The sequence below is a fragment of the Salegentibacter holothuriorum genome, assembly GCF_900168045.1.
Lineage (GTDB): Bacteria > Bacteroidota > Bacteroidia > Flavobacteriales > Flavobacteriaceae > Salegentibacter > Salegentibacter holothuriorum.
Genome location: NZ_FUYY01000007.1, coordinates 128,359 through 153,346 on the forward strand (window position 1 = coordinate 128,359; position 24,988 = coordinate 153,346).

A 24,988-nucleotide genomic window follows, 5' to 3' on the forward strand; every position below is an offset into this window, starting at 1 on the left:
ATTTTTATTAAAAGTTAAATTTAAGGCTAGCACCAATTTCTCTTACTGCTGGGTAAGCACCAGATTGGTAACCTTGTGCATTTCCAGAGCTAAGTCCAGCTTCTGGATCAGCATATGGAATATTCTTATGAATTATCCATAGGTTTCTACCTATTAAAGATAAAGAAGCATTTGTGAATGGAGTTGAATCTATAATTTGAGATCCAAAGTTATAGGTTAAACTAGCCTCTCTTAGCTTTACGAAAGAAGCGTCATAAACGTGACCTTCGTTAGCATCTCTACCGTATCCATAAGGGTTACCGAAGTAATCGGTTCTTGCTCTGGTAGTGTTTTCAGAAGTGTTGGTCACTGTGTAATCACCATTAGAGTCATACTCGACATCTCCCTGAACACCGTCAAGAATTACACCCCCACCATTTGCGATCGTGTTTCTCATAGGATTACCAAGATCGTTGGTTCCTACACTGCTTTCATATACTCCAGTTGCACGTCCATACCAGGTGTCTAATGAGAAAACATCTCCACCTTTTTGAACATCTACAAGGAAGTTTAACGTAAGGTTTTTGTAGGAGATAGAGTTAGAAACCCCACCCGTCCAATCTGGTTGGATATTACCAATAATATAGTTGGCATTTGGTGTTCTTTCGTAATAACCACCACTGTTTATAACTTTGTTGCCATTGTCATCATATACGTAAGCCGTACCTCTAATAGCACCATAAGGTTGTCCAGGAGCTGCGTTTATTGAAACTCCACCCTGGAAACTCGCTAACTGTAAGTTGTCTATACCATCCTCAAGCTCTAAAACTTCACTTTCGTTTTTAGCCCAGTTAATGTTCATAGTCCAGTTAAAGTCTTCTGTTCTAATAGGATTAAGAGTTACAGAAGCTTCAATACCTTTGTTTTCAATTGTACCAGCATTAAGCAGCTTAGTTGCGAAACCAGTTGCGGTAGATACCGGTACCGGTGTAATTTGGTTCTCAGTCTGAGAGTTGTAGTAAGATACATCAAAACCTACTCTTCTGTCAAAGAAGTTCGCTTCAATACCTACTTCGTAAGATTTCATACGCTCAGGGTCAAGAGCCGGGTTAGCCAATTGAGAGTTGTTACTCGCCCATCCGGCAGATCCAAAAGGAGCTGAGATTTCGTAAGTATTAAAAACTCTATAAGGATCAGTATCATTACCAACCTCTGCGTAATTAGCTCTTAACTTTGCAAAACTCAACCAGTTGGCCTCAATTACATTAGAAAGAATTACACTGGTAGAAATTGATGGATAGTAAAAAGAGTTGTTTTCTTTTGGAAGGGTAGAAGAACGGTCTCTTCTAATAGTACCTTCTAAGAAGTAGGTGTCTAAATATCCCAAACCTGCTCTTGCATAAATACCATCTAACATTCTGTCACTTTCGTATTCATCTGGCGGATTCATAGGAGAAGCAGAATTACTTAAAGCATAAAATCCTGGAGCATTTAACCCTCCATTGGTTTCAGCTAGAATATAGTTGCTTTCGTTTCTACGTAAATTAAACCCTAAGTTACCATCCAGGTTCAGGTCTTCTGTAACATCCTTATTAAAGTTAAGGATAAGGTCGTAGTTGTACTCAGCTGCTCTGTTGTTAAATCTTGAGTAAGATGCGATATCAGCACTTCCAACATTTATTCTTTCTTCCTGTAACTCATCAAAAGTATCAAAAGAGAATCTACCTAAAACACTAAAAACATCATTTATCTCGTAATTAAGGTTGATGTTACCAAAATATCTGTTACGAGTATCTGTTTGGTAGTTTTCGTAAAGTGTCCAGTATGGGTTATCAGAATATATTGGAGAAAGATCGTCTGGTCCATTCGGGTTCCAGGTAATGTTTTCTCCTGTAGCGAAATAAGCAGCTCTTTGGTCGTAAAGATCTACGTTTGTTTGCCACCATTGTCTAAACTGCTGCATAATGTTTAATGAACTGTATCCAGTACCATATCTACCTTTACCGTCTGTTTTAGTATAGGTAATGTTGGCTTGAGCAGAAAATTTGTCAGTGAATTCATGTTGACCACTAAACTTTAAGGTGTTCCTTTTAATCTGGCTGTTAGGTAAGTTACCTTGCTGATTAAAATTGGTAGCACTAAGTCTAAAAGAGCTTTTATCCGTTCCGCCATCTAATGCAACAGAGTTGATCGCTGTATAACCAGTTTCCCAAATATCGTTTGGAGTATGTTTAGCGGCTTCCCAAGGAGTAGATTGTTGATAGAAATCATAGTCTGTTCCTTCTAATTGTGGGTAAATAGAATTCCATTGGTATATTGGTTGCCCGTCAAATCTTCCCCCAAAAGAGGCATCTTCTGTAAATGGCGTTGTTTTGTCAAGATTGCCATCTCCGTCAATATCAGAAAGATTAAAGTACCCGTCTTCAGATTGGTAGTAAGCTCCGTATCCAGCACCATATTGGTCTTGATAATCTGGAAGTGTATTGTTGTTTACATTAGTAGTCATAAGTGTAGAACTAACAGAAACTCCAATTCCTTTTCCTTTTCTACCTTTTTTGGTTTCAATAATTACCGCTCCGTTTGCCGCTCTTGCACCATATAATGCAGTTGCTGCCGCACCTTTAAGGATGTTAATAGAAGCAATGTCATTTGGGTTAATGTCTGAAGCAGCGTTACCATAATCGTAACCACCTCTACCGGCATCTTGACCATCAATACCCAGGGCAGTTACTACTACTTCGTCTAATTGAGCAGAATCTGTGGCTAATGTCACATCTATGGTGTCATTGTTAGCTACAGTATACTCTGATGTTTGCATTCCAACGAAAGAATAAACTAAAACATCACCTTGATTGGCGGCAATGGAATAATTTCCGTCAAAATCTGTTTGGGTACCTGTGTTGGTTCCCTTAACTAAAACGGTTACACCCGGAAGGGGCAACCCGTCTTCATCGACTACCGTACCGGTAATCGTTCGTTCTTGTGCAAAAGTAATTTGCACAACTAACACTAGTAAAAGTGTTAGAATACTACTAAACTTTGTTCTCATTTTAAAATTTGTTTGAATTAGCCACGCCAAATGTGCTAATAAATGGTTAATAAAACAAACTTTTATTTTTAAATATCTGCATTTATTTTAAGGAATTGTTAATATTAATGCATAGGAAGTTTGATTTCAGGGCTTCAGCTTTGCGATTTAAAATGTTAAAATGATATTTAATTGAGATATTTATTTTTTATATGTTGTGAAGGATAGAATAAAATTTTAGCTAAAAAAATTATCTTATTAAAAAATTAGAAAATCATTAGAAATAAAAAAGTCTCCGGGTTTTGAAGCCGGAGACTTTTAAGAAATTAAAAAGATTAAAAATTAATTTTGATCAGATGGAGTTAAATTTGGATTTGCATCAATTTCTGCTTGCGGAATTTTGAATATCCAATCATCATTAATTGAGGGTTTGTCCTGTTTAAACCCGTCTTGATACAGTACTGCTGAAGCTCCGGAGCCACCATTTGCAGCATGATCAATTCCTTCGTCCCAACGAATCTTATCTGTATACAAAAAGCCTTCGCCAAATAATTCTACACCTCTTTGAAATTTAATATGGTCCATTAAGGATTCTTTAGAATTATATATACTCGCATCATAGGCGCTGTCTCGCGTGATTCCTAAAGCATCAAGCGCTGCTTGAGCTCCTTCAATATCGTCCATCATGGCTTTTGCTTCTGCCTCGATCAAGTACATTTCGGCGGTACGCATATAGATAATATCATCTGGATCAATAGTTCCGGAGTTTTGTTGTCTTAATTTAAAGTGCATATAAGGATGCGTGTTGTGGGCGCTGGTTGATCCATAAGTGTTTTGAATTTCTTCGATTTTATTGTCGAATTCTTCTTCATTGGTATAATTTGGATCATTGCCAAAACCACCTTCGCCGTTTGCTGCCGAGTTATTTGAATTTGGAGCATTAGCCAAAAAGAGATCTCTTCTGTAATCAGTTTCGGGAATCTGGTTGTATAGTCTTTTATCTATAATTTTTGGATTATTTCTAACTTGACTTCCGTTAAAGGTATTGCCAATCAAATAAAAATAAGATCGGAAAAAAGTAGTTTCTGTTGTAATTACATTGCTACCCCAAATTACTTCTGGAAGTAGAACCGTATTAAATCCAGATTTCCAATCATCTTCATTCATTAAAGGGAAGCCTTCTCGAGCTTTTACTGCCGCATCTGCAGCTGTTTCCCAATCTCCCGTAGATAATGCCATACGTGCTAACAGCCCATAAGCTACGTTTATGTTTAGTTGAGACTTGTCTGCCGCATTACCGCTAGGCCTTGGAGTAGCATTTTCAAAGTAATCTATAGCATCGTTTAGATCTAACTCTATTTGATCATAAATTTCCTGCACAGTAGATCTGGGCGCACTAGTAAATGGTGCGTCCGATGAAAACAATAGTGGAACTCCAGGGTCTGTAGAAGGATTCCCAATTAAATAACCTTTAGCATAGTGTTGAATCAATGAAAGGTATGCGTAAGCTCTATAGGTATATGCCTGGGCAATAATTTCACGAAGTCTGTCATCTTCGGTTAGGCTTCCGTCTGTAGCTTTATTTATTATGGAATTTGAACTCGCTATAATGTTGTAGCGATGATACCATAATAGCTCAACAGTTGTTGAGGTTTCTTGAGTATGTGATATCCACTGCGTCTCATTTTGCCAACTTAAATTGTTAGCTCGGGCGGTATGTATTACCCCTCCGGCTATATTGTCACCAAGTGGCACCCAGTAGTGATTTCCTGCTCGTATTGAGCTACCACCTGGCAGGATCGTTTGTAGTTGCGAATAGAGTCCTCGGTGTAAGCCGTTTAAAATAAGCGACATGTTTTCTGCTGTAGCTAGCGCATCAGTTGCTGAAATAGCGTCGGTAGGTGCGGTATCTAAGAAGTCGTCATCACATGAAACGATTGAAATAAAAAATACTCCAATCAATAATAGTTTTATTTTTTTTAACATAATTATAGTTTTTTATTTAAAACGCCATATTTAATCCTACCGATATAATTCTCGCAGGATTATAATCATTACCTTCTGGAGTTCCTGCCAAATTATATTGTGGATCCAGGCCGGTTCTTTCGGTGCTTAAAAATAAGTTTTCACCAGTTAAGCTTATTCTTAGATTATCCAATCCTATTTGATCTGTAAGATCATTATTAAAGTTGTATCCAACGTTTACATTTTTAAGAGACCAAAATGAAGCATCTGTTAAAAATCTTTCAGACTGGCTTCTTACTAGATCTGGATTTCCGCTTTCTAACCTTGGGACATCAGTAATATCGCCCGGCTCACGCCATGCATTTAGGATGTCTGGGTGGTAAGAACTTCCAAAGTTCCCGCTATGCATCATTCCGGAATATCCGTTGTCTAAAATCTTTCCTCCAATTCCATAAGTTATTAGAAAGTCTAAGGTAAAGCCTTTGTAGCTAAACCTATTTGCTATAGAACCCAGTAGATCTGGTATACTGTTGTCTCCCGTGTATGCTCTTTCGGTTTCCTGCCAATCGTCTGTGGTTGCTATTTCGCCGTTAGCATCTAGCACCGGTATGCTTTCGCCGTCTTCATCTATTTCATATTGTAAGAATAATTGATTCCCGGTTTCAGGATCTACTCCAGCTGTTCTAAGTAAAAAGAAATCAAACCTGGAACGCCCTTCAGCCCATCTCTTAGATCCGTTTATAAAGGGGTCTGGTAGACTTGTGATTTCATTTTTAAAAGTTGAAGCTTGTAAGCTAAGATCCCAATTAAAATCACTTCTGTCTATTAAATGTCCTGTTAATCCAATTTCAAAACCAGAGTTGTACATATCTCCAATATTCGTAGGAACAACATTTAACCCGTTACTAAGTGCTATAGGTAAATCGTATAGCAAATCAGACGAGTTTCTTTTATAGTATTCAACTGTTCCATCGAGAAAATTATTGAATAGTGAAAATTCTAAAGCTACATCAAAACTTTCAATAGTTTCCCATTGTAATTCATCGTTACCTAAATCTGCTACTATTATTGCTGGATTTCCTGCGTTAGATGTTATGTCGTATCTTGCTTGTGATAAGAAGAAATCTAATAAATCATCATTACCTACCTCTCCATAAGAACCTCTAATTTTTAATTGATTAATTACAGATGAATTTTTAAGGAAATTTTCCTGATCTATTCTCCAGGAAGCTCCAACAGAATAGAAAGTACCCCATCTAGAGTCTTCACTAAAAACCGAAGAACCGTCTCTTCTTACTGAACCGCTTATATAGTATTTATCATCAAAATTATAATTTGTTCTAAGGAAATAACCTTCCAGGGTTTTATTTGTGGTAGACCCACCTAAGCTAACGGGAGTTGCAAAATTTGCAAATTCATAAATACCTTCAGCGGTTTGATTAATAGCTAAACCATCGTTACTTGAGTAGGTTCTGTCAAAGCTTTCGTGACCTGCGGTGACATCTATGTTGTGAATATCATTTAGGCTGTTGCTGTAAGTTAAGAGCTGGTTGAAATTTTGAACCTGCCTTCTAAATCTTTCTTCGCTATACCTTCCGGTTGGTTGAGCGTCACCAATAATATTGTTTTCATATTCTTTTTCCAGCCCTTCATTAATATCCCTTGCGTAATTTAATCGAAGGCTAAGACCATTTAATATTTCAGCTTCTCCATAAAATCTAAAACCATAGGTGTTATCGCGATCCCGCTCATCATTTAAAAATAACTCTTGTATAGCGTGACGTCCCTGGCTTACAGGTCTTGAGCCTATATTGTATTCAGAGTATCCTTCACCATTATCAAAAAGTGGATTTCCTGCAGGATCAAGTACCAAATTACCTTGCTGGTCGTTTACATATACAGGGTAGATAGACCCAATATTTTGTGCAAAACCAAAAGGGTTTACAATACTACCTGTACCTGCAGAGCTTGGGCCTACTGTTTCAGAAATTGTAATGTTGGCGCTTCCACCTATCTTTATGCGATCGTTTACATCAAAGTCTGCATTTAAACGAGACGTTAGTCTGTCGAATTTTGATGTAACAACATAGCCTTCTTCTTCTAAATAGGAAGCAGAGAAAAAGACTGTATGGCTGTCTCCACCCCCTGAAACGTTTACATTGTAATTTTGTCTTACCCCAGTTTGTTCAAGGGCTTCAAACCAATCCAGGCTCTTGTAAACCACATTCGCATCAGGATTAAGTGTGCCATCTACGCCAACAATTTGATCGTTTGGAACATCAAATGGATTGTAACCCAAGCTGTTGTATATGTTTGCGGTAGCAAAAGCTGGATCGCCCTCACCGGCACTTGAATTTTTTAATGCTTCCCACATTACTTCGTAGTATTCTCCCGGAGAAACTTCGTCGTATGGAGGGATTGCCCTGGAAACTAAGCCGCTTTGTACGCTTGCGTTTACTTTAATCTCTCCTCGGTTACCGCTTTTAGTAGTGATAATAACTACTCCATTTGCAGCTCTAGAACCGTAAAGAGAGGTAGAGGCTGCATCTTTAAGTATTGTGAAAGACTGGATGTCTTCCTGGTTTATAGTGTTTAATGCTCCTTCATATTGTACCCCATCTACAATATATAATGGATCTGTAGATCCATTAAGTGTTCCTACACCTCGTATAACGATACCTGGTGAAGATCCGGGTTGCCCAGATGCCGATGTGAACTGGACTCCTGTTGCTCTACCTTCTATTGCTGAGATAGGTGAAGTTACATTTCTTGTGGCAAGGTCTTCAGCGCCAACAACGCTTGCTGATCCTGTAAAGGCCTCAAGGCTGGATGTTCCGTAAGCAACAACAACCACTTCGTCCAGTGAGGCGGCATCAGAGCTCATGGTTACATCTACAATATTTACAGAGCCAACTGTGTATTCTTTAGACTCCATTCCTAAGAACGAAAAAACAAGCACATCACCTTGTGCTGCTTCTATAGAATAATTTCCATCAAAATCGGTTTGTGTTCCGGTTGATGTTCCCTTTTTAAGCACATTTACTCCAGGCAGAGGAAGACCATCTTCATCTGATACTGTTCCAGTAATAGTTTTTTGTTGCGCAAAGCTTATTTGCACAATTAACACCAGGAATAATGTCAAAATACTACGTAATTTTACTTTCATTATAACGTTTGTTTGAATTATATGGGGCTAAGATCATAATTTTTTATTAAAAAACTATATTGTGTGTTATGATTTTTATGATTTTTTAATTTTTAAAATCTTTCGGGGTTTAATTTTGTGTTGTCTTAGAATTTTAACTGAAATAAATTGCTGATTGTTTGATAAGTATATTTTTATTTCTACATTTGCAAACCCTAAAAAACAGGGGATTAATTTTAAACAATAATTAGGTAAGAGAAATTATGCCAACAATTTCACAATTAGTACGAAAAGGAAGAGTCCAGATGACCAAGAAGAGTAAATCGGCTGCTTTAGATTCGTGTCCTCAAAGAAGAGGGGTGTGCACACGTGTGTATACTACTACACCTAAGAAACCAAACTCGGCTATGCGTAAAGTAGCAAGGGTGAGGTTGACTAACGGAAAAGAAGTTAACGCTTATATTCCAGGTGAAGGACATAATCTACAAGAGCACTCGATAGTATTGGTTAGAGGTGGAAGGGTAAAAGATTTGCCAGGTGTGAGATACCACATTGTTCGCGGTGCATTAGATACTGCGGGTGTTGAAGGTAGAAGCCAGCGTAGGTCTAAATATGGAGCCAAACGCCCTAAAAAGTAATTAAAAACTTTTAATGTAAAGAAATGAGAAGAAGACAGGCCAAAAAAAGACCGCTTTTACCAGATCCAAAATTTAACGATCAACTTGTTACACGTTTCGTGAACATGATGATGTGGGATGGAAAAAAATCGGTAGCCTTTAAAATTTTCTATGATACGATTGCTATTATAGAAGAAAAGAAGCAAGACGAAGAAAAAACAGGTTTGGAAATTTGGAAAGATGCTCTTTCTAACGTTATGCCTCACGTTGAAGTAAGAAGTAGACGAGTTGGGGGTGCAACCTTTCAAATCCCAATGCAAATAAGACCAGATAGAAAAGTAGCAACTGCTATGAAGTGGTTAATTTCATTTGCGCGTAAGAGAAACGAAAAATCTATGGCGCAGAAATTAGCTTCTGAAGTTCTTGCTGCTGCCAAAGAAGAAGGTGCGGCAGTTAAGAAAAGGGTTGATACTCATAAAATGGCTGAAGCTAACAAAGCATTCTCTCACTTTAGATTCTAAAAAAAATGGCACAAAGAGATTTAAAATTTACCAGAAATATAGGAATTGCAGCTCATATTGATGCGGGTAAAACCACAACAACAGAGCGTATTCTTTATTATACAGGGATAAGCCACAAATTAGGAGAGGTGCACGATGGTGCAGCTACTATGGACTGGATGGAGCAGGAGCAGGAAAGAGGTATTACTATTACTTCTGCTGCTACGCATTGTAAATGGATGTACAGGGATCAGGAATTTACGGTAAATATTATCGATACTCCTGGTCACGTTGATTTTACCGTAGAGGTGGAGCGTTCTTTGCGTGTTCTTGATGGTGTTGTGGCATTGTTTAGTGCTGTAGATGGTGTTGAGCCGCAATCTGAAACCGTTTGGAGACAGGCTGATAAATATAAAGTACCACGTTTAGGTTTTGTAAATAAAATGGACCGTCAGGGTGCAGATTTCTTTAATGTGTGTAAGCAGGTTAGAGAAATGCTTGGTGGTAATCCAGTACCATTACAAGTTCCTATTGGTGATGAAATAGACTTTAAAGGAGTTGTAGATCTTATTTCTAAAAAAGCAATTATTTGGAATGATGAAGATCACGGGATGACTTATGAGACCATAGATATTCCGGAAGAACTTCTTGCTGATGTTAATAAATACCGAACTGAACTTGTTGAGGCTGTAGCTGAGTATGACGAAGCCTTGATGGAAAAGTTCTTTGAGGATGAAGATTCGATTACTGAAGATGAGATTATTGCTGCGCTTAGAGCTGCAACTATAGATATGTCTATCATACCTATGATGTGTGGTTCTGCCTTTAAGAATAAAGGGGTGCAGGCAATGCTTGATGCGGTAATGAGATATATGCCTTCTCCAGTAGATGTTGAAGCTATTGTAGGGACAAATCCTGATACTAATGAAGATGAGAATAGAAAGCCACATGTGGATTCTCCTTTCTCTGCATTAGCATTTAAAATTGCTACCGATCCTTTTGTTGGTCGTTTAGCATTCTTCCGTGTTTACTCGGGAGCTTTAGATGCAGGGTCTTATGTTTTGAATAATAGATCGGGTAAAAAAGAACGTATTTCTCGTATCTACCAAATGCACTCTAATAAGCAAGAGCCTATTAATAGGATTGAAGCTGGTGATATTGGTGCGGCTGTTGGTTTTAAAGATATTAAAACTGGAGATACGCTTACTGATGAGAAAAACCCAATTATATTAGAGTCTATGACTTTCCCTGAGCCAGTAATTGGTATCGCGGTAGAGCCTAAGACAAAAGCTGATGTTGATAAAATGGGTATGGCTTTGGCTAAATTAGCCGAAGAAGATCCAACTTTCCAGGTTAAGACTGATGAGATTTCAGGACAAACTATTATCTCTGGTATGGGAGAGCTTCATATTGAAATTCTTGTAGACCGTTTAAAGAGAGAGTTTAAAGTTGAAGTTAACGAAGGTCAACCACAAGTTGAATACAAAGAAACAGTTACTAAAACTGCTGATCATAGAGAGGTTTATAAAAAGCAATCTGGTGGTCGTGGTAAATTTGCTGATATTGTATTTGAAATGGGACCTGTAGATGAAGACTTTGAAGGAAAAGGACTTCAGTTTGTAGATCAAATTAAAGGTGGGCGTATTCCTAAAGAATTTGTTCCTTCGGTAGAAAAAGGATTTAAAGAAGCTATGAAGAGCGGTCCAATGGCTGGTTTTCAAATGGATACTTTAAAAGTAACCCTTAAGGATGGATCTTTCCACCCTGTGGATTCTGATCAACTTTCCTTTGAATTGGCTGCAAAAATGGGTTACAAAGCCGCTGCTAAAAAAGCCGGTGCTGTAGTTCTTGAGCCAATAATGAAAATTGAAGTAGTTACTCCAGAGGAAAATATGGGTGATATTGTTGGTGACCTTAATAGAAGAAGAGGTCAGGTTAGCAACATGTCAGACAGATCTGGAGCTAAGATTATTAAGGCTGAAGTGCCTTTAGCTGAAATGTTTGGATATGTAACTACATTAAGAACATTATCTTCTGGTAGAGCAACTTCAACTATGGAATTTTCTCACTATGCTGAAACTCCTTCTAATATTTCAGAAGAAGTAATTAAAGCGGCAAAGGGTACAAACGAATAATATTAGGAAAATGAGTCAAAAAATAAGAATTAAACTAAAATCCTACGATCATAACCTGGTAGATAAATCAGCAGAGAAGATCGTGAAAACTGTAAAAACTACAGGTGCGGTGGTAACAGGACCAATTCCTTTGCCTACTCATAAAAAACTTTTTACTGTTTTGCGTTCTCCTCACGTAAATAAAAAAGCTAGAGAGCAATTTCAATTAAGCTCTTATAAAAGGCTTTTGGATATCTACAGTTCTTCTTCTAAAACCATTGATGCGTTGATGAAGTTGGAATTGCCAAGCGGTGTTGAAGTAGAGATTAAGGTGTGATAAACTTGGGTGATCCATTTTTGGAAAACCTTAGTTAATGCTTCCTGAGCTTGTTTCAGGATCCTTTGAGGGGAACTCAAAGTTACATGTCCTAAGCAGTTGGCGAGGGAAAAACGGAAGAAAGATACATTCAGGGCGAAAGTATTTTTCTGCCCTGAATTTTTTTAAATAAATAAGTAATAATCAATAATTAATTATGTCTGGGTTAATAGGAAAAAAAATAGGCATGACCAGTATTTTTGACGAGAACGGGAAAAATGTTCCTTGTACTGTTATAGAAGCGGGTCCATGCGTAGTTACCCAAGTCAGAACCAAAGAGGTTGACGGGTATGAGGCACTTCAAGTTGGTTTCGATGACAAAAAGACTGTAAATAAGGCTGCTGAAGGGCACGCTAAAAAAGCAGGAAGCGTTGCAAAACGTAAAGTCGTTGAATTCAAGGGATTTGAAGCAGATTATAAATTAGGTGATGCTATCACGGTAGAGCACTTTAACGAGGGAGAATTTGTTGATATAGCAGGTACTTCTAAAGGTAAAGGCTTTCAGGGTGTTGTTAAAAGACACAACTTTGGTGGTGTGGGTCAAGCGACTCACGGTCAGCATAACCGATTAAGAGCTCCGGGTTCTATTGGTGCAGCGTCTTACCCTGCACGGGTTTTCAAAGGAATGAAAATGGCCGGTAGAATGGGTGGAGAAAGAGTAAAAGTAGAAAACCTGAGAGTTTTAAAAGTAGTGGCAGATAAGAACCTTTTAGTAGTAAAAGGATGTGTGCCAGGACATAAAAACTCATACGTAATCATTAGTAAGTAATGGAAGTAGCAGTTTTAGATATAAAAGGAAAAGAAACAGGCAGAAAAGCAAAGCTTTCTGATGCTGTTTTCGCTATAGAGCCGAATGATCACGCTGTGTATCTTGATGTTAAGCAATATTTAGCTAATCAACGTCAGGGAACTCATAAAGCCAAAGAACGAGCTGAAATTACGGGAAGTACTCGTAAGATTAAAAAGCAAAAAGGTACTGGTACTGCACGTGCAGGTAGTATAAAATCACCAATTTTTAAAGGTGGTGGACGTGTTTTTGGACCAAGACCAAGAAATTATGGTTTTAAATTGAATAAAAATTTAAAACGATTGGCTAGGAAATCGGCTTTATCAATTAAAGCAAAAGGGAAATCAATTTATGTAATTGAAGACTTTTCTTTTGAAGCGCCAAAGACAAAAAGTATGATAGATGTTTTGGAAGCCCTTGGCATTCAGGACAAAAAATCGCTTATAGTGTTGGGTGACTCAAATAAAAATGTATATTTGTCGTCACGTAATTTAAAAGGACTTGAGGTTGTAAACTCCTCAGAATTAAGTACTTACGGAATTCTTAATGCTAAGAACATCGTATTGCTTGAAGGTTCTTTAGAAGGAATTGAGTCGAATTTAAGTAAATAAGCCTTATGAGTATCTTGATAAAACCAATTATTACAGAAAAAGCCACCGGAGATAGCGAGTTGAATAACCGTTTTTCTTTTGTGGTAAGCAATAAGGCGAATAAGATTGAAATTAAGAATGCGGTTGAGGCTGCTTACGGAGTTTCAGTTGAAAAAGTTCGTACTATAAATGTCCGTCCAGATCGCAAAACCAGATATACAAAGTCTGGTATGATCACTGGTAAAACCAAAGCTTTTAAAAAGGCGTTGGTACAGGTGACGGAAGGTGAAACTATTGATTTGTACAGTAATCTTTAAGATTAAAAAATGTCAGTTAGAAAATTAAAACCAATCACCCCTGGCCAGCGTTTTAGAGTAGTTAACGGTTATGACGCCGTAACTACTGATAAGCCGGAAAAAAGCCTTTTGGCTCCGATAAAAAAGTCGGGTGGTAGAAACAGTCAGGGAAAAATGACCATTCGCTATAAAGGTGGAGGTCATAAAAGACGTTACAGAATTATAGACTTTAAACGCGACAAGCATGGTGTTCCAGCTACAGTTGCGAGTATAGAATATGATCCTAACCGAACTGCTTTTATTGCATTGTTGAATTACCAGGATGGTGAGAAACGATATGTAGTAGCTCAAAATGGGTTGCAGGTAGGTCAAAATATTGTATCAAGCACAGATGCGGCTGCTCCAGAAATTGGAAATGCAATGCCGTTGTCTAGCATTCCGCTTGGTACTGTAATCTCTTGTATAGAGTTAAGAGCAGGGCAAGGAGCTGTAATGGCGAGAAGCGCTGGTGCTTTTGCTCAGTTATTAGCTAGAGAAGGTAAATATGCAACTGTGAAATTACCTTCAGGAGAAATTAGAAGGATTTTGGCTACATGTATGGCGACAATTGGAGCTGTATCTAATAGTGATCATCAACTTCTTGTTTCTGGTAAAGCTGGTAGAAAACGTTGGTTGGGTGTAAGACCAAGAACAAGACCGGTAGTGATGAACCCTGTTGATCACCCAATGGGTGGTGGTGAAGGAAGAGCTTCTGGAGGTCACCCACGTTCTAGAAAAGGTTTGCCTGCTAAAGGATTTAAAACCCGTTCAAGAACAAAAGCGAGTAATAAGTATATTGTAGAACGTAGAAAGAAATAATAAGATATGGCACGTTCATTAAAAAAAGGACCTTACGTTCACTATAAGTTGGATAAGAAAGTTGCTCAGAATGTTGAGTCTGGAAAAAAAGCCGTGATCAAAACCTGGTCTAGAGCTTCAATGATAACTCCAGATTTCGTTGGGCAAACTATCGCTGTTCACAACGGGAAGCAATTTGTACCTGTCTATGTAACAGAGAACATGGTAGGTCATAAGTTAGGAGAATTCTCACCAACTCGTTCCTTTAGAGGACACGCTGGTGCGAAAAATAAAGGTAAAAGATAATTGAAGCTATGGGAGTTCGTAAAAGAGAAAGAGCAGAGCAAATAAAAGAGGCCAAAAAACAGGTAGCTTTTGCAAAGTTGAATAACTGCCCTACTTCACCTAGAAAAATGCGCCTTGTTGCGGATTTGGTAAGAGGTGAGAAAGTAGAGAAGGCGCTTCAAATATTGAAATTCAGTTCAAAAGAGGCTTCTGGTCGTATAGAGAAATTATTGCTTTCTGCAATAGCCAACTGGCAATCTAAAAACGAAGAAGCAAGTATTGAAGATGCTGAATTGTTTGTAAAAGAAATCCGTGTAGATGGAGGAGCAATGCTTAAAAGGCTGCGTCCTGCACCACAGGGTCGCGCACATAGAATTAGAAAGAGATCCAACCACGTTACTTTGGTGCTTGGAGAAAACAATAATACACAAAGCTAAGTAGAGTATGGGACAGAAAACAAATCCAATCGGGAATCGCCTTGGTATCGTAAGAGGATGGGAATCCAACTGGTACGGAGGAAATGACTACGGCGATAAATTAGCCGAAGACGATAAGATTAGAAAGTACATCCATGCTCGTCTTTCAAAAGCGAGTGTATCTAGGGTAATTATTGAGCGTACGCTTAAGCTTGTAACCGTTACTATCACCACTGCCAGACCAGGTATTATTATTGGTAAAGGCGGCCAGGAGGTAGACAAGCTTAAAGAAGAGCTTAAGAAAATTACCGACAAGGAAGTTCAAATTAACATCTTTGAGATTAAGAGGCCAGAGCTTGATGCGCATTTAGTAGCATCTAGTGTTGCAAGACAAATTGAGAATCGTATATCTTACCGTCGTGCAATAAAAATGGCTATCGCGGCTGCTATGAGAATGAATGCTGAAGGAATCAAAATACAGATTTCCGGACGTTTAAATGGTGCTGAAATGGCACGTTCAGAAGCATACAAAGATGGTAGAATTCCTCTGTCTACTTTTAGGGCTGATATTGATTACGCTTTAATTGAAGCTCATACTACTTATGGTAGATTGGGTGTTAAAGTGTGGATCATGAAAGGCGAAGTGTACGGTAAAAGAGATCTTTCTCCGCTTGTTGGAATGTCCAAGAAGCAAGGAGGGAAAGCTGGAGCCGGGCGAGGTGGTAACAAATCACGTCGTAGAAAGTAATTTTTTAAAGTAAACAAAAATGTTACAACCTAAAAGAACAAAATACCGTAAACAGCAGAAGGGCCGTATGAAAGGTAATGCCGGAAGAGGGCATAGACTCTCTAACGGAACCTTTGGAATTAAATCTATGGATTCTAGTTTCATTACTGCCCGTCAAATAGAAGCTGCACGTATTGCTGCTACCCGTTATATGAAAAGGGAAGGTTCTATCTGGATAAAAATATTTCCAGACAAGCCTATCACTAAGAAACCTCTAGAGGTTCGTATGGGTAAAGGTAAAGGTGCTGTTGAATATTGGGCTGCTGTTGTAAAACCAGGAAGAATTATGTTTGAAATTGGTGGAGTGCCAATGGATGTTGCTAAAGAAGCTTTAAGGCTTGCGGCACAGAAACTTCCTGTAAGAACCAAATTTATTGTAGCTAGAGACTATCAAGCTTAATATTATAAAGTTATGAAACAATCAGAAGTAAAAGAACTGTCTGTGGCAGAATTACAAGAAGAGCTTGGTAAATCTAGAAAAGCATATTCAGATTTGAAAATGGCTCACGCAGTTTCGCCATTAGAGAACCCAATACAGCTTAGAGCTGTACGAAGAACTATAGCGAGACTTGCTACAGAGTTAACTAAAAGAGAACAACAATAAGTGTTATTCTGCTGAAAGATGGAAAAAAGAAATTTAAGAAAAGAGCGTATAGGTGTTGTTACCAGTAATAAAATGCAGAAATCAATCGTGGTTTCTGAAGTTAAGAAAGTAAAACACCCTATGTATGGAAAATTCGTTTTAAAAACGAAAAAATATGTAGCGCACGACGAAACAAACGACTGCAACGAAGGAGATACTGTAAGGATCATGGAAACACGACCTTTAAGTAAATCTAAATGTTGGAGATTAGTAGAAATAATTGAAAGAGCGAAGTAATGGTACAACAAGAGTCTAGACTAAGAGTAGCAGACAATACCGGGGCAAAAGAAGTTTTGACCATTCGTGTATTGGGCGGTACAAAGAAAAGATACGCTTCTGTTGGGGACAAGATCGTTGTCAGCGTAAAAGAAGCTACACCTAACGGTAATATCAAAAAAGGTGCAGTTTCAACAGCAGTTGTTGTTCGTACCAAGAAAGAAGTACGCAGGCAAGATGGGTCTTATATCCGTTTTGATGATAATGCTTGTGTATTGCTAAACCCTACCGGAGAAATGCGCGGAACTCGTGTATTTGGACCGGTTGCGAGAGAACTTCGTGATAAGCAATTCATGAAAATTGTATCATTGGCACCAGAGGTGCTTTAATACATTAATAAGATGAGAAAGCTTAAGATAAAAACTGGAGATACTGTAAGAGTTGTTGCTGGTGACCATAAGGGTCAGGAAGGCAAAGTTCAAAAAGTTCTCATAGAAAAGAATAAAGCCATCGTGGAAGGTGTAAACACTATCTCAAAACATGAGAAGCCAAGTGCATCTAACCCGCAGGGTGGTATTGTAAAGAAAGAAGCTCCTATTCATATTTCTAACCTTTCTTTGTTAGACAAAGATGGTAATACTACCAGAGTTGGATATAAAGAAGAGGATGGAAAGAAAGTAAGATTTTCCAAAAAATCTAATGAAGTAATTTAGTTATGGCATACGTACCAAGACTTAGAGCAGAATATGCAGAGCGAGTAAAGCCTGCATTAAGAGAAGAATTTAGCTACGCTAACGTAATGGAGATCCCAAAACTTGAAAAAATAGTTTTGAGCCGTGGCGTTGGTGCAGCTGTAGCAGATAAAAAGCTAATTGACCATGCGGTAGATGAATTATCTACAATTACTGGGCAAAAAGCGGTGCAAACCATTTCTAAAAAGGATGTTGCTTCATTCAAACTTCGTAAAGGGATGCCAATTGGGGCAAAAGTAACTTTGCGAGGATATAGAATGTATGAATTCCTGGATCGTTTAATTACATCAGCACTTCCACGTGTTCGTGATTTTAACGGGATTAAGGCTAATGGTTTTGATGGTAGAGGGAACTATAATTTAGGTGTTACTGAGCAGATCATCTTTCCGGAGATTGATATTGATAAAGTGAACCGAATTAATGGTATGGATATTACCTTTGTGACCACTGCCAAAACCGATAAGGAAGCTAAATCATTGTTAACCGAACTAGGATTACCTTTTAAAAAGAATTAATTATGGCTAAAGAATCAATGAAAGCCCGTGAGGTGAAGAGACAAAAGATGGTGAAAAAGTATGCTGAAAAACGTGAGGCTTTGAAAGAAGCTGGCGATTGGGAAGCATTACAAAAATTACCAAAAAATTCTTCTCCTGTACGTTTGCATAACCGTTGTAAGCTAACTGGTAGGCCAAAAGGATATATGAGACAGTTTGGTCTTTCTCGTGTAATGTTTAGAGAAATGGCTAATCAAGGTTTAATTCCTGGAGTTAGAAAAGCTAGTTGGTAAATTATAAATTGGTTGTAGGTTCTTCCGATAGTCGGTAAGAAAACCACATCCGCAAATTATTATAGATGAATACAGATCCTATTGCAGATTATTTGACAAGAGTTAGGAACGCTGTGGCTGCAAACCACAGGGTGGTAGAAATACCAGCTTCTAATCTTAAAAAGGAAATAACAAAAATATTATTCGATCAGGGATATATTCTAAGTTACAAGTTTGATGATGAAACTGCTCAGGGGACAATTAAAATTGCCCTTAAGTATGATAAAATTACTAAAGAACCTGTAATTAAAGATATTCAAAGAATAAGTAAACCTGGTTTACGTAAGTACGCCGGCGCTAATGAATTGCCACGTATCCTTAACGGTCTTGGTATTGCTATAGTTTCTACTTCTCACGGTGTGATGACAGGGAAGCAGGCTAAAGCCGAGAAAGTTGGTGGTGAAGTATTGTGTTACGTTTACTAATACTTAAAAGACTAAAGAAATGTCAAGAATAGGTAAAAATCCAATTACAATTCCTGAAGGTGTAAATGTAGACCTTAAAGAGGGTGTTGTAACGGTAAAAGGAAAATTAGGAGAACTTAAGCAGGAAGTTAGCGACATTGATGTGAAAATTGAAGATGGCGTAATTACTTTTGAGCGTTCTTCTGAGAAAAGTGATCAAAAAGCAAAACACGGTTTATATCGTGCTTTGATAGACAATATGATTGAAGGAGTTTCTAACGGATACACTAAATCATTGGAATTGGTAGGAGTAGGATATAGAGCTACTAACCAGGGACAAAAATTAGATTTAGCTGTTGGGTTTTCCCATAATATTGTAATAGATTTGGCGCCAGAAGTACAAGTAGAAACAATTTCAGAAAAAGGAAAAAATCCTATAGTGAAATTAAGTTCTTATGATAAACAACTTGTGGGTCAAGTAGCTGCTAAAATACGTTCCTTCAGAGCTCCAGAGCCTTACAAAGGAAAAGGTATTAAGTATGTTGGAGAGCAAATACGTAGAAAAGCAGGTAAATCAGCTTAATAAAGTTTAGATATGGCAGTTTCAAAACAAGATAGACGAAATAAGATAAGAAAGCGCGTACGTAGGTCAATTACCGGTACCGCTAGCCGTCCAAGATTATCTGTATTTAGAAGTAATAAAGAAATTTATGCTCAAATTATAGATGACGTAGAAGGAAAAACCCTGGCTGCAGCCTCTTCGAGAGATAAAGGTGTAACAGCAGAAGGAGATAAATCCAAACAAGCAGAGTTGGTTGGTAAAGCCCTTGCTGAAAAAGCTTTAAAGGCCGGTGTAGAAACCATTTCTTTTGATAGAGGTGGTTACCTGTATCACGGAAGAGTTAAATCATTAGCAGAAGGTGCTCGAGAAGGAGGACTAAAATTCTAGAAAATTATGTATCAAGATTATAAAAACGTAGAACATGTAAAACCAGGCGGACTTGAGTTAAAGGATCGTTTGGTAGGAGTACAACGTGTGACCAAAGTGACCAAAGGTGGTAGAGCTTTTGGATTTTCTGCTATTGTAGTGGTAGGAGATGAGAATGGTGTTGTAGGGCAAGGTTTAGGTAAATCTAAAGAAGTTGCTGACGCTATCTCTAAAGCTGTGGAAGATGCAAAAAAGAATTTAGTGCGTATTCCTTTGAATAAAGGAACTCTTCCACATGAGCAAAAAGGGAAGTATGGTGGAGCAAGAGTTCTACTGCTTCCGGCAGCAACTGGTACCGGGGTTATCGCGGGTGGTGCAATTCGTGCCGTACTGGAATCTGTTGGTGTGCATGACGTACTTTCTAAAAACCAGGGGTCTTCAAACCCACACAACGTGGTGAAAGCTACTTTTGATGCGCTGCTTCAATTAAGAAGTGCAGATATGGTTGCTAAACAACGTGGTATTTCACTAGAAAAGGTTTTTAAAGGATAAATCAAGGAGAACGATGGGAAAGATAAAAGTTACAAAAGTAAAAAGTGCTATTAACCGATCTAGAAATCAGAAATTGGTTTTAGAGTCTCTTGGGCTTAAGAAAATAGGTCAGACGGTAGAGCATAATGATACACCAAACATCCTTGGTATGGTAAATAAAGTTAAACATTTAGTTTCTGTAGAGGAAACAAAATAATAAATTCACATGGAATTAAATAACTTAAAACCTGCAAAAGGTTCAGTTAAGAGTAACAATAAACGTGTTGGCCGTGGAGAAGGATCAGGAAAAGGTGGTACTGCCACTCGTGGTCACAAAGGGGCTAAGTCTCGTTCTGGTTACTCCAAGAAGATTGGTTTTGAAGGTGGGCAGATGCCACTTCAACGTCGTGTTCCAAAATTTGGTTTTACTAACATAAACCGCGTGGCTTATCAAGGCGTAAACCTTGATACTTTACAACGTTTGGTTGATGAAGGTAAAATTAAAGATACTGTAGATGTTAATACTTTGATCGACAACGGTCTTGTAAGTAAAAACGAACCAGTTAAGATATTAGGTAGAGGTGAATTAAAGGCAAAGTTGAAAATATCTGTTCATAAATTTACGGCCTCAGCGAAAGAAGCTATTGAAGCTGCTGGAGGTGAAGTTGTTACTTTATAATAGATAGCCAAATGAAATTCATCAATACTATTAAAAATATTTGGAAGATCGAGGAACTAAAAAATAGAATTTTAGTTACCCTCGGTCTATTGTTGGTTTATCGTTTTGGGGCACAAGTAGTGCTTCCCGGAATAGATGCCTCGCAATTAACTAACCTTGCTACACAAACCGATGGTGGTCTTTTGGGTCTACTAAATGCATTTACTGGAGGAGCGTTTTCTAATGCTTCTGTTTTTGCTTTGGGGATTATGCCATATATCTCGGCCTCTATTGTAGTGCAGCTTATGGGTATTGCGATACCTTACCTGCAGAAGCTTCAAAAGGAAGGAGAAAGTGGTAGACGTAAGATTAATCAAATCACTCGGTGGTTAACTATTGCAATTACTTTGGTGCAAGGGCCAGGTTATATTTATAACCTTTTTGCTACACTTCCGCAGCAAGCCTTTTTATTGGGTGACACTGTTACATTTGTAGCTTCAGCAGTGGTGATACTTACAACAGGAACCATTTTTGCAATGTGGCTTGGTGAAAAGATAACCGATAAAGGTATTGGTAATGGTATTTCGCTATTGATTATGGTTGGTATTATTGCAACCTTACCACAGGCATTTATCCAGGAATTCGCTTCCAGGGTATTTGAATCTAATGGAGGTCTTATTATGATTCTTATAGAATTGGTAATTTGGTTTGCTATTATTCTTGCCTCAGTAATGTTGGTGATGGCTGTGCGTCAAATCCCGGTGCAATATGCCAGAAGAACCGCCTCTGGGGGGTACGAGAAAAACGTATTTGGGTCTAGACAGTACATTCCGCTTAAGCTTAATGCTTCTGGGGTAATGCCAATTATATTTGCTCAAGCTATTATGTTTATCCCGGCTGCTGTGGCAGGATTGTCAGATTCTGATGCTGCGCAAGGGGTTACCGCCGCGTTTAGCGATATATTTGGATTTTGGTATAATGTAGTATTTGCACTATTAATTATTGTATTTACTTACTTCTATACCGCGATTACTGTACCTACCAATAAAATGGCTGATGATCTAAAACGTAGCGGAGGATTTATTCCAGGCATTCGTCCCGGAACAGAAACCGCTGAGTTCTTAGATAGAATTATGTCTCAAATTACCTTGCCAGGATCTATTTTCCTTGCGCTTATTGCTGTGTTCCCAGCGATTGTGGTGCAACTCTTAGGTGTGCAACAAGGATGGGCATTGTTTTTTGGAGGAACCTCGCTTTTAATTATGGTTGGAGTTGCAATAGATACTATGCAACAAGTAAATTCTTACTTGCTAAATAGACATTACGACGGATTAATGAAAACAGGTAAAAACAGAAAAGCAGTAGCTTAATTATGGCAAAACAACCGGCAATAGAACAAGACGGAACAATTATAGAAGCATTATCTAATGCAATGTTTCGTGTAGAATTGGAAAATGGTCACGTTGTGACAGCTCATATCTCTGGAAAGATGCGTATGCACTACATTAAATTGTTACCTGGAGATAAAGTAAAACTGGAAATGAGTCCTTATGATTTAACTAAGGCTCGTATAACATACAGATACTAAAAGTAATTTGAGCTATTTGTAAAATTTTCAGTACTTTTGCAACCTGAAAAATTTATGAATGCTGAAATCCTGGTTTTAAGCATATTTTAAAATCAGTGAATTGTAAAAAACTAAACAGATGAAAGTTAGAGCATCAGTAAAGAAAAGAAGTGCCGACTGTAAGATAGTTCGCAGAAAAGGGCGCCTTTACGTAATTAACAAAAAGAATCCTAGATTTAAACAAAGACAAGGCTAATTATGGCAAGAATTGCAGGGGTAGATATACCTAAACAAAAGCGAGGAGTTATAGCATTGACCTATATCTTCGGAATTGGTAGAAGCAGGGCTCAAAAGATCCTTAGCCAGGCCAAAGTAGATGAAAGCAAAAAAGTTTCAGATTGGGACGATGAAGAAATTGGTCGTATCCGTGAAGCTGTTGGAGAATTTACAATCGAAGGAGAATTACGTACGGAAGTTCAATTGAGTATTAAACGTCTAATGGATATTGGATGTTATAGAGGTATTCGTCACAGAAGTGGTTTGCCACTTAGAGGGCAGAGAACCAAAAATAACTCAAGAACCAGAAAAGGTAGAAGAAAAACAGTTGCTAACAAGAAAAAAGCAACTAAATAGTAATTAATATGGCAAAGAAGACAGTTCAAAAAAAGCGTAAGGTAACCGTTGAAGCCGTTGGGCAAGCGCACGTTACGGCTTCTTTCAATAACATTATTGTTTCCCTTACTAATAAAAAGGGAGATGTTATTGCTTGGTCATCTGCAGGAAAAATGGGTTTTAGAGGTTCTAAGAAGAATACTCCTTATGCTGCCCAATTAGCTGCAGAAGACGCGTCTAAAGTAGCTCACGAAGCTGGTTTGCGCAAAGTTAAAGTTTACGTTAAAGGGCCGGGGAATGGTAGAGAATCTGCTATTCGTTCGCTTCATAACAATGGGATTGAGGTAACTGAAATTGTTGATGTTACTCCATTACCACACAACGGATGTCGTCCTCCTAAAAGACGTAGAGTTTAATATTAAGTATAAACAATAAGAAAGGAGTTAAGATTATCGAAGGACAGAGACCTTAATTCATAATCCCTTTCTTCTAAATTCAAAGTTAATGGCAAGATATACTGGTCCAAAGACTAAAATAGCCCGAAAATTCGGTGAAGCTATTTTTGGAGACGATAAGTCTTTTGAAAAAAGAAACTATCCTCCGGGACAACACGGTAACAACCGTCGTCGCGGTAAAAAATCTGAATATGCTATCCAGTTAATGGAAAAGCAAAAAGCAAAGTATACTTACGGTATTCTTGAGCGTCAGTTTAGTAATATGTTTAAAAAAGCTACAAGAGCGCAAGGAATTACTGGTGAGGTTTTACTTCAGCTTTGCGAATCACGTCTTGATAATGTTGTGTTTAGAATGGGTATTGCCCCAACTAGAAGTGCAGCTAGACAATTTGTATCTCACAGACACATTACGGTAAATGGCGAGTTGGTTAATATACCTTCCTACCAATTGAAAGCTGGAGATGTTGTTGGTGTTCGTGAAAAATCTAAATCTTTACAGGCTATCCAGGATTCACTTGCTAATTCTAGTAATGTTTATGAATGGATTACCTGGAATAACGAAACAAAACAAGGAACTTTTGTTTCAGTACCCGGACGTATTCAGATTCCGGAAAACATAAATGAACAATTCATCGTCGAATTATATTCGAAATAATAATTCACAGAAGTCGTAATATGGCAATACTAAATTTTCAGAAGCCCGATAAAGTTATAATGATTGATTCAACCGATTTCGAAGGGAAATTTGAATTTCGCCCTTTGGAACCCGGCTATGGATTAACCGTTGGTAACGCTTTAAGAAGAGTGCTTTTATCTTCATTAGAAGGTTATGCAATCACTTCCATTCGTATAGAAGGCGTAGATCATGAATTCTCCGCTATTCCTGGAGTTGTGGAAGACGTAACAGAAATTATCCTGAACCTGAAACAAGTAAGGTTCAAAAGGCAAATTGATGAAATAGATAACGAAGCCGTTACCATTTCTATATCTGGAGAAGAACAAATTACTGCCGGTCACTTTCAAAAATTTATTTCAGGCTTTCAAGTGCTAAATCCAGATCAGGTGATCTGTACTGCAGACAAGAAAGTAAACCTGAATATGGAAATGACCATAGAAAAAGGTAGAGGTTATGTTCCGGCCGAAGAAAACAAAAAAGCCAACGCACCTCTTGGAACTATATTTACAGATTCTATTTATACACCAATAAAGAATGTAAAATATAGCATTGAAAACTATCGTGTAGAGCAGAAAACCGATTATGAGAAATTGGTTTTTGAAATTGTAAGCGATGGTTCTATTCATCCAAAAGATGCACTTACTGAAGCTGCTAAAACACTTATCCATCACTTTATGTTATTCTCTGACGAGCGTATCACGCTTGAGGCAGATGAAATAGCACAAACTGAAACTTATGATGAAGAATCTCTTCACATGAGACAGTTGTTAAAAACCAAGTTGGTGGATATGGATCTTTCAGTAAGAGCTTTAAATTGCTTAAAAGCGGCTGAAGTTGATACCTTAGGAGACCTTGTATCTTACAATAAAAATGATTTGATGAAGTTTAGAAACTTCGGAAAGAAATCTTTAACAGAGCTTGAAGAATTGGTAAGCAACAAAGGACTTAACTTTGGTATGGACCTTTCAAAATACAAATTAGATAAGGACTAAAAATAG

Annotated in this window: 34 protein-coding genes; 31 read left to right on the forward strand and 3 right to left on the reverse strand. The window is 37.9% G+C overall.

Annotated features, from left to right (window positions below; all coding sequences use genetic code 11):
* Positions 1-7: 7 nt before the first annotated feature.
* The 3 genes from B5X51_RS13985 to B5X51_RS13995 form a co-directional block, all read right to left on the reverse strand.
* Positions 8-3,028, reverse strand: a complete 3,021-nt coding sequence (locus B5X51_RS13985) for a SusC/RagA family TonB-linked outer membrane protein (protein WP_079721816.1) — start codon at positions 3,026-3,028, stop codon at positions 8-10.
* Positions 3,029-3,349: 321 nt separating this feature from the next.
* Positions 3,350-4,993 carry a RagB/SusD family nutrient uptake outer membrane protein gene (locus B5X51_RS13990; RefSeq protein ID WP_079721817.1) on the reverse strand — a complete coding sequence of 548 codons (1,644 nt, stop codon included), beginning with the start codon at positions 4,991-4,993 and terminating at the stop codon, positions 3,350-3,352.
* A gap of 16 nt (positions 4,994-5,009) precedes the next feature.
* Positions 5,010-8,138, reverse strand: coding sequence for a SusC/RagA family TonB-linked outer membrane protein (locus B5X51_RS13995; RefSeq protein WP_079721818.1), 3,129 nt, complete (start codon positions 8,136-8,138; stop codon positions 5,010-5,012).
* Between the two features lie 242 nt (positions 8,139-8,380).
* On the opposite strand from B5X51_RS13995, the gene rpsL reads away from it, so the two are divergent.
* The 31 genes from rpsL (at position 8,381) to B5X51_RS14150 (ending at position 24,982) form a co-directional block, all read left to right on the forward strand.
* Entirely contained in the window at positions 8,381-8,755 is a 375-nt protein-coding gene (gene rpsL, locus B5X51_RS14000) for a 30S ribosomal protein S12 (protein ID WP_079721819.1), read from the forward strand.
* A gap of 23 nt (positions 8,756-8,778) precedes the next feature.
* Positions 8,779-9,255, forward strand: coding sequence for a 30S ribosomal protein S7 (rpsG, locus tag B5X51_RS14005; RefSeq protein WP_037319205.1), 477 nt, complete (start codon positions 8,779-8,781; stop codon positions 9,253-9,255).
* Between the two features lie 5 nt (positions 9,256-9,260).
* Positions 9,261-11,369 (forward strand): elongation factor G, encoded by a 2,109-nt coding sequence (gene fusA / locus B5X51_RS14010; RefSeq protein WP_079721820.1) that lies wholly within the window; start codon positions 9,261-9,263, stop codon positions 11,367-11,369.
* A gap of 10 nt (positions 11,370-11,379) precedes the next feature.
* The gene (rpsJ, locus tag B5X51_RS14015) at positions 11,380-11,685 is read left to right on the forward strand and encodes a 30S ribosomal protein S10 (RefSeq protein ID WP_037319211.1); all 306 of its coding nucleotides are present in this window, start codon (positions 11,380-11,382) and stop codon (positions 11,683-11,685) included.
* A 196-nt stretch (positions 11,686-11,881) separates the two neighbouring features.
* On the forward strand, positions 11,882-12,493 hold the full coding sequence (gene rplC, locus B5X51_RS14020) for a 50S ribosomal protein L3 (protein WP_079721821.1): 612 nt from the start codon (positions 11,882-11,884) through the stop codon (positions 12,491-12,493).
* The gene (gene rplD / locus B5X51_RS14025; protein ID WP_079721822.1) at positions 12,493-13,122 is read left to right on the forward strand and encodes a 50S ribosomal protein L4; all 630 of its coding nucleotides are present in this window, start codon (positions 12,493-12,495) and stop codon (positions 13,120-13,122) included. The genes rplC and rplD overlap by 1 nt, the downstream gene beginning before the upstream one ends.
* 5 nt (positions 13,123-13,127) lie before the next feature.
* Positions 13,128-13,418: a 50S ribosomal protein L23 gene (gene rplW / locus B5X51_RS14030; RefSeq protein ID WP_079721823.1), complete on the forward strand. Its 291-nt coding sequence runs from the start codon at positions 13,128-13,130 to the stop codon at positions 13,416-13,418.
* A 9-nt stretch (positions 13,419-13,427) separates the two neighbouring features.
* Positions 13,428-14,255, forward strand: a complete 828-nt coding sequence (gene rplB / locus B5X51_RS14035) for a 50S ribosomal protein L2 (RefSeq protein ID WP_079721824.1) — start codon at positions 13,428-13,430, stop codon at positions 14,253-14,255.
* Between the two features lie 6 nt (positions 14,256-14,261).
* Positions 14,262-14,540, forward strand: coding sequence for a 30S ribosomal protein S19 (gene rpsS, locus B5X51_RS14040; protein ID WP_079721825.1), 279 nt, complete (start codon positions 14,262-14,264; stop codon positions 14,538-14,540).
* An 8-nt stretch (positions 14,541-14,548) separates the two neighbouring features.
* Positions 14,549-14,956, forward strand: coding sequence for a 50S ribosomal protein L22 (gene rplV / locus B5X51_RS14045; protein ID WP_079721826.1), 408 nt, complete (start codon positions 14,549-14,551; stop codon positions 14,954-14,956).
* Between the two features lie 7 nt (positions 14,957-14,963).
* Complete coding sequence (gene rpsC, locus B5X51_RS14050) at positions 14,964-15,683, forward strand: 30S ribosomal protein S3 (protein WP_057482230.1); 720 nt, start codon at positions 14,964-14,966, stop codon at positions 15,681-15,683.
* Between the two features lie 19 nt (positions 15,684-15,702).
* The gene (gene rplP / locus B5X51_RS14055; RefSeq protein ID WP_057482229.1) at positions 15,703-16,122 is read left to right on the forward strand and encodes a 50S ribosomal protein L16; all 420 of its coding nucleotides are present in this window, start codon (positions 15,703-15,705) and stop codon (positions 16,120-16,122) included.
* A 12-nt stretch (positions 16,123-16,134) separates the two neighbouring features.
* Complete coding sequence (gene rpmC / locus B5X51_RS14060; protein WP_037319233.1) at positions 16,135-16,326, forward strand: 50S ribosomal protein L29; 192 nt, start codon at positions 16,135-16,137, stop codon at positions 16,324-16,326.
* A gap of 18 nt (positions 16,327-16,344) precedes the next feature.
* Positions 16,345-16,602: a 30S ribosomal protein S17 gene (gene rpsQ, locus B5X51_RS14065; protein ID WP_037319236.1), complete on the forward strand. Its 258-nt coding sequence runs from the start codon at positions 16,345-16,347 to the stop codon at positions 16,600-16,602.
* Positions 16,602-16,970 (forward strand): 50S ribosomal protein L14, encoded by a 369-nt coding sequence (gene rplN / locus B5X51_RS14070; RefSeq protein WP_037319239.1) that lies wholly within the window; start codon positions 16,602-16,604, stop codon positions 16,968-16,970. Before rpsQ ends, rplN begins: the two co-directional genes overlap by 1 nt.
* A gap of 12 nt (positions 16,971-16,982) precedes the next feature.
* On the forward strand, positions 16,983-17,294 hold the full coding sequence (rplX, locus tag B5X51_RS14075) for a 50S ribosomal protein L24 (protein ID WP_079721827.1): 312 nt from the start codon (positions 16,983-16,985) through the stop codon (positions 17,292-17,294).
* 2 nt (positions 17,295-17,296) lie between these two features.
* Entirely contained in the window at positions 17,297-17,848 is a 552-nt protein-coding gene (gene rplE / locus B5X51_RS14080) for a 50S ribosomal protein L5 (RefSeq protein WP_079721828.1), read from the forward strand.
* Positions 17,849-17,850: 2 nt separating this feature from the next.
* A complete protein-coding gene (rpsN, locus tag B5X51_RS14085) occupies positions 17,851-18,120 on the forward strand; it encodes a 30S ribosomal protein S14 (protein WP_037319248.1) in 270 nt (89 codons plus the stop codon).
* Between the two features lie 65 nt (positions 18,121-18,185).
* Positions 18,186-18,584, forward strand: a complete 399-nt coding sequence (gene rpsH, locus B5X51_RS14090) for a 30S ribosomal protein S8 (RefSeq protein ID WP_079721829.1) — start codon at positions 18,186-18,188, stop codon at positions 18,582-18,584.
* A 19-nt stretch (positions 18,585-18,603) separates the two neighbouring features.
* Complete coding sequence (gene rplF / locus B5X51_RS14095) at positions 18,604-19,146, forward strand: 50S ribosomal protein L6 (RefSeq protein WP_079721830.1); 543 nt, start codon at positions 18,604-18,606, stop codon at positions 19,144-19,146.
* A 12-nt stretch (positions 19,147-19,158) separates the two neighbouring features.
* On the forward strand, positions 19,159-19,512 hold the full coding sequence (gene rplR, locus B5X51_RS14100) for a 50S ribosomal protein L18 (protein ID WP_079721831.1): 354 nt from the start codon (positions 19,159-19,161) through the stop codon (positions 19,510-19,512).
* Between the two features lie 6 nt (positions 19,513-19,518).
* Positions 19,519-20,043 (forward strand): 30S ribosomal protein S5, encoded by a 525-nt coding sequence (rpsE, locus tag B5X51_RS14105; protein WP_079721832.1) that lies wholly within the window; start codon positions 19,519-19,521, stop codon positions 20,041-20,043.
* 13 nt (positions 20,044-20,056) lie between these two features.
* Positions 20,057-20,239: a 50S ribosomal protein L30 gene (gene rpmD, locus B5X51_RS14110; RefSeq protein WP_079721833.1), complete on the forward strand. Its 183-nt coding sequence runs from the start codon at positions 20,057-20,059 to the stop codon at positions 20,237-20,239.
* A gap of 9 nt (positions 20,240-20,248) precedes the next feature.
* Positions 20,249-20,701, forward strand: a complete 453-nt coding sequence (gene rplO, locus B5X51_RS14115) for a 50S ribosomal protein L15 (protein ID WP_079721834.1) — start codon at positions 20,249-20,251, stop codon at positions 20,699-20,701.
* An 11-nt stretch (positions 20,702-20,712) separates the two neighbouring features.
* Positions 20,713-22,050 (forward strand): preprotein translocase subunit SecY, encoded by a 1,338-nt coding sequence (secY, locus tag B5X51_RS14120; protein ID WP_079721835.1) that lies wholly within the window; start codon positions 20,713-20,715, stop codon positions 22,048-22,050.
* Between the two features lie 2 nt (positions 22,051-22,052).
* Positions 22,053-22,268, forward strand: a complete 216-nt coding sequence (gene infA, locus B5X51_RS14125) for a translation initiation factor IF-1 (RefSeq protein WP_014031991.1) — start codon at positions 22,053-22,055, stop codon at positions 22,266-22,268.
* A 118-nt stretch (positions 22,269-22,386) separates the two neighbouring features.
* Positions 22,387-22,503, forward strand: coding sequence for a type B 50S ribosomal protein L36 (ykgO, locus tag B5X51_RS14130; RefSeq protein ID WP_013305171.1), 117 nt, complete (start codon positions 22,387-22,389; stop codon positions 22,501-22,503).
* Positions 22,504-22,505: 2 nt separating this feature from the next.
* The gene (gene rpsM, locus B5X51_RS14135; protein ID WP_079721836.1) at positions 22,506-22,880 is read left to right on the forward strand and encodes a 30S ribosomal protein S13; all 375 of its coding nucleotides are present in this window, start codon (positions 22,506-22,508) and stop codon (positions 22,878-22,880) included.
* Between the two features lie 8 nt (positions 22,881-22,888).
* Positions 22,889-23,275 (forward strand): 30S ribosomal protein S11, encoded by a 387-nt coding sequence (gene rpsK / locus B5X51_RS14140; RefSeq protein ID WP_079721837.1) that lies wholly within the window; start codon positions 22,889-22,891, stop codon positions 23,273-23,275.
* A gap of 88 nt (positions 23,276-23,363) precedes the next feature.
* Positions 23,364-23,969, forward strand: coding sequence for a 30S ribosomal protein S4 (rpsD, locus tag B5X51_RS14145; protein ID WP_079721838.1), 606 nt, complete (start codon positions 23,364-23,366; stop codon positions 23,967-23,969).
* 20 nt (positions 23,970-23,989) lie between these two features.
* Complete coding sequence (locus B5X51_RS14150; RefSeq protein ID WP_057482218.1) at positions 23,990-24,982, forward strand: DNA-directed RNA polymerase subunit alpha; 993 nt, start codon at positions 23,990-23,992, stop codon at positions 24,980-24,982.
* Positions 24,983-24,988 lie beyond the last annotated feature (6 nt).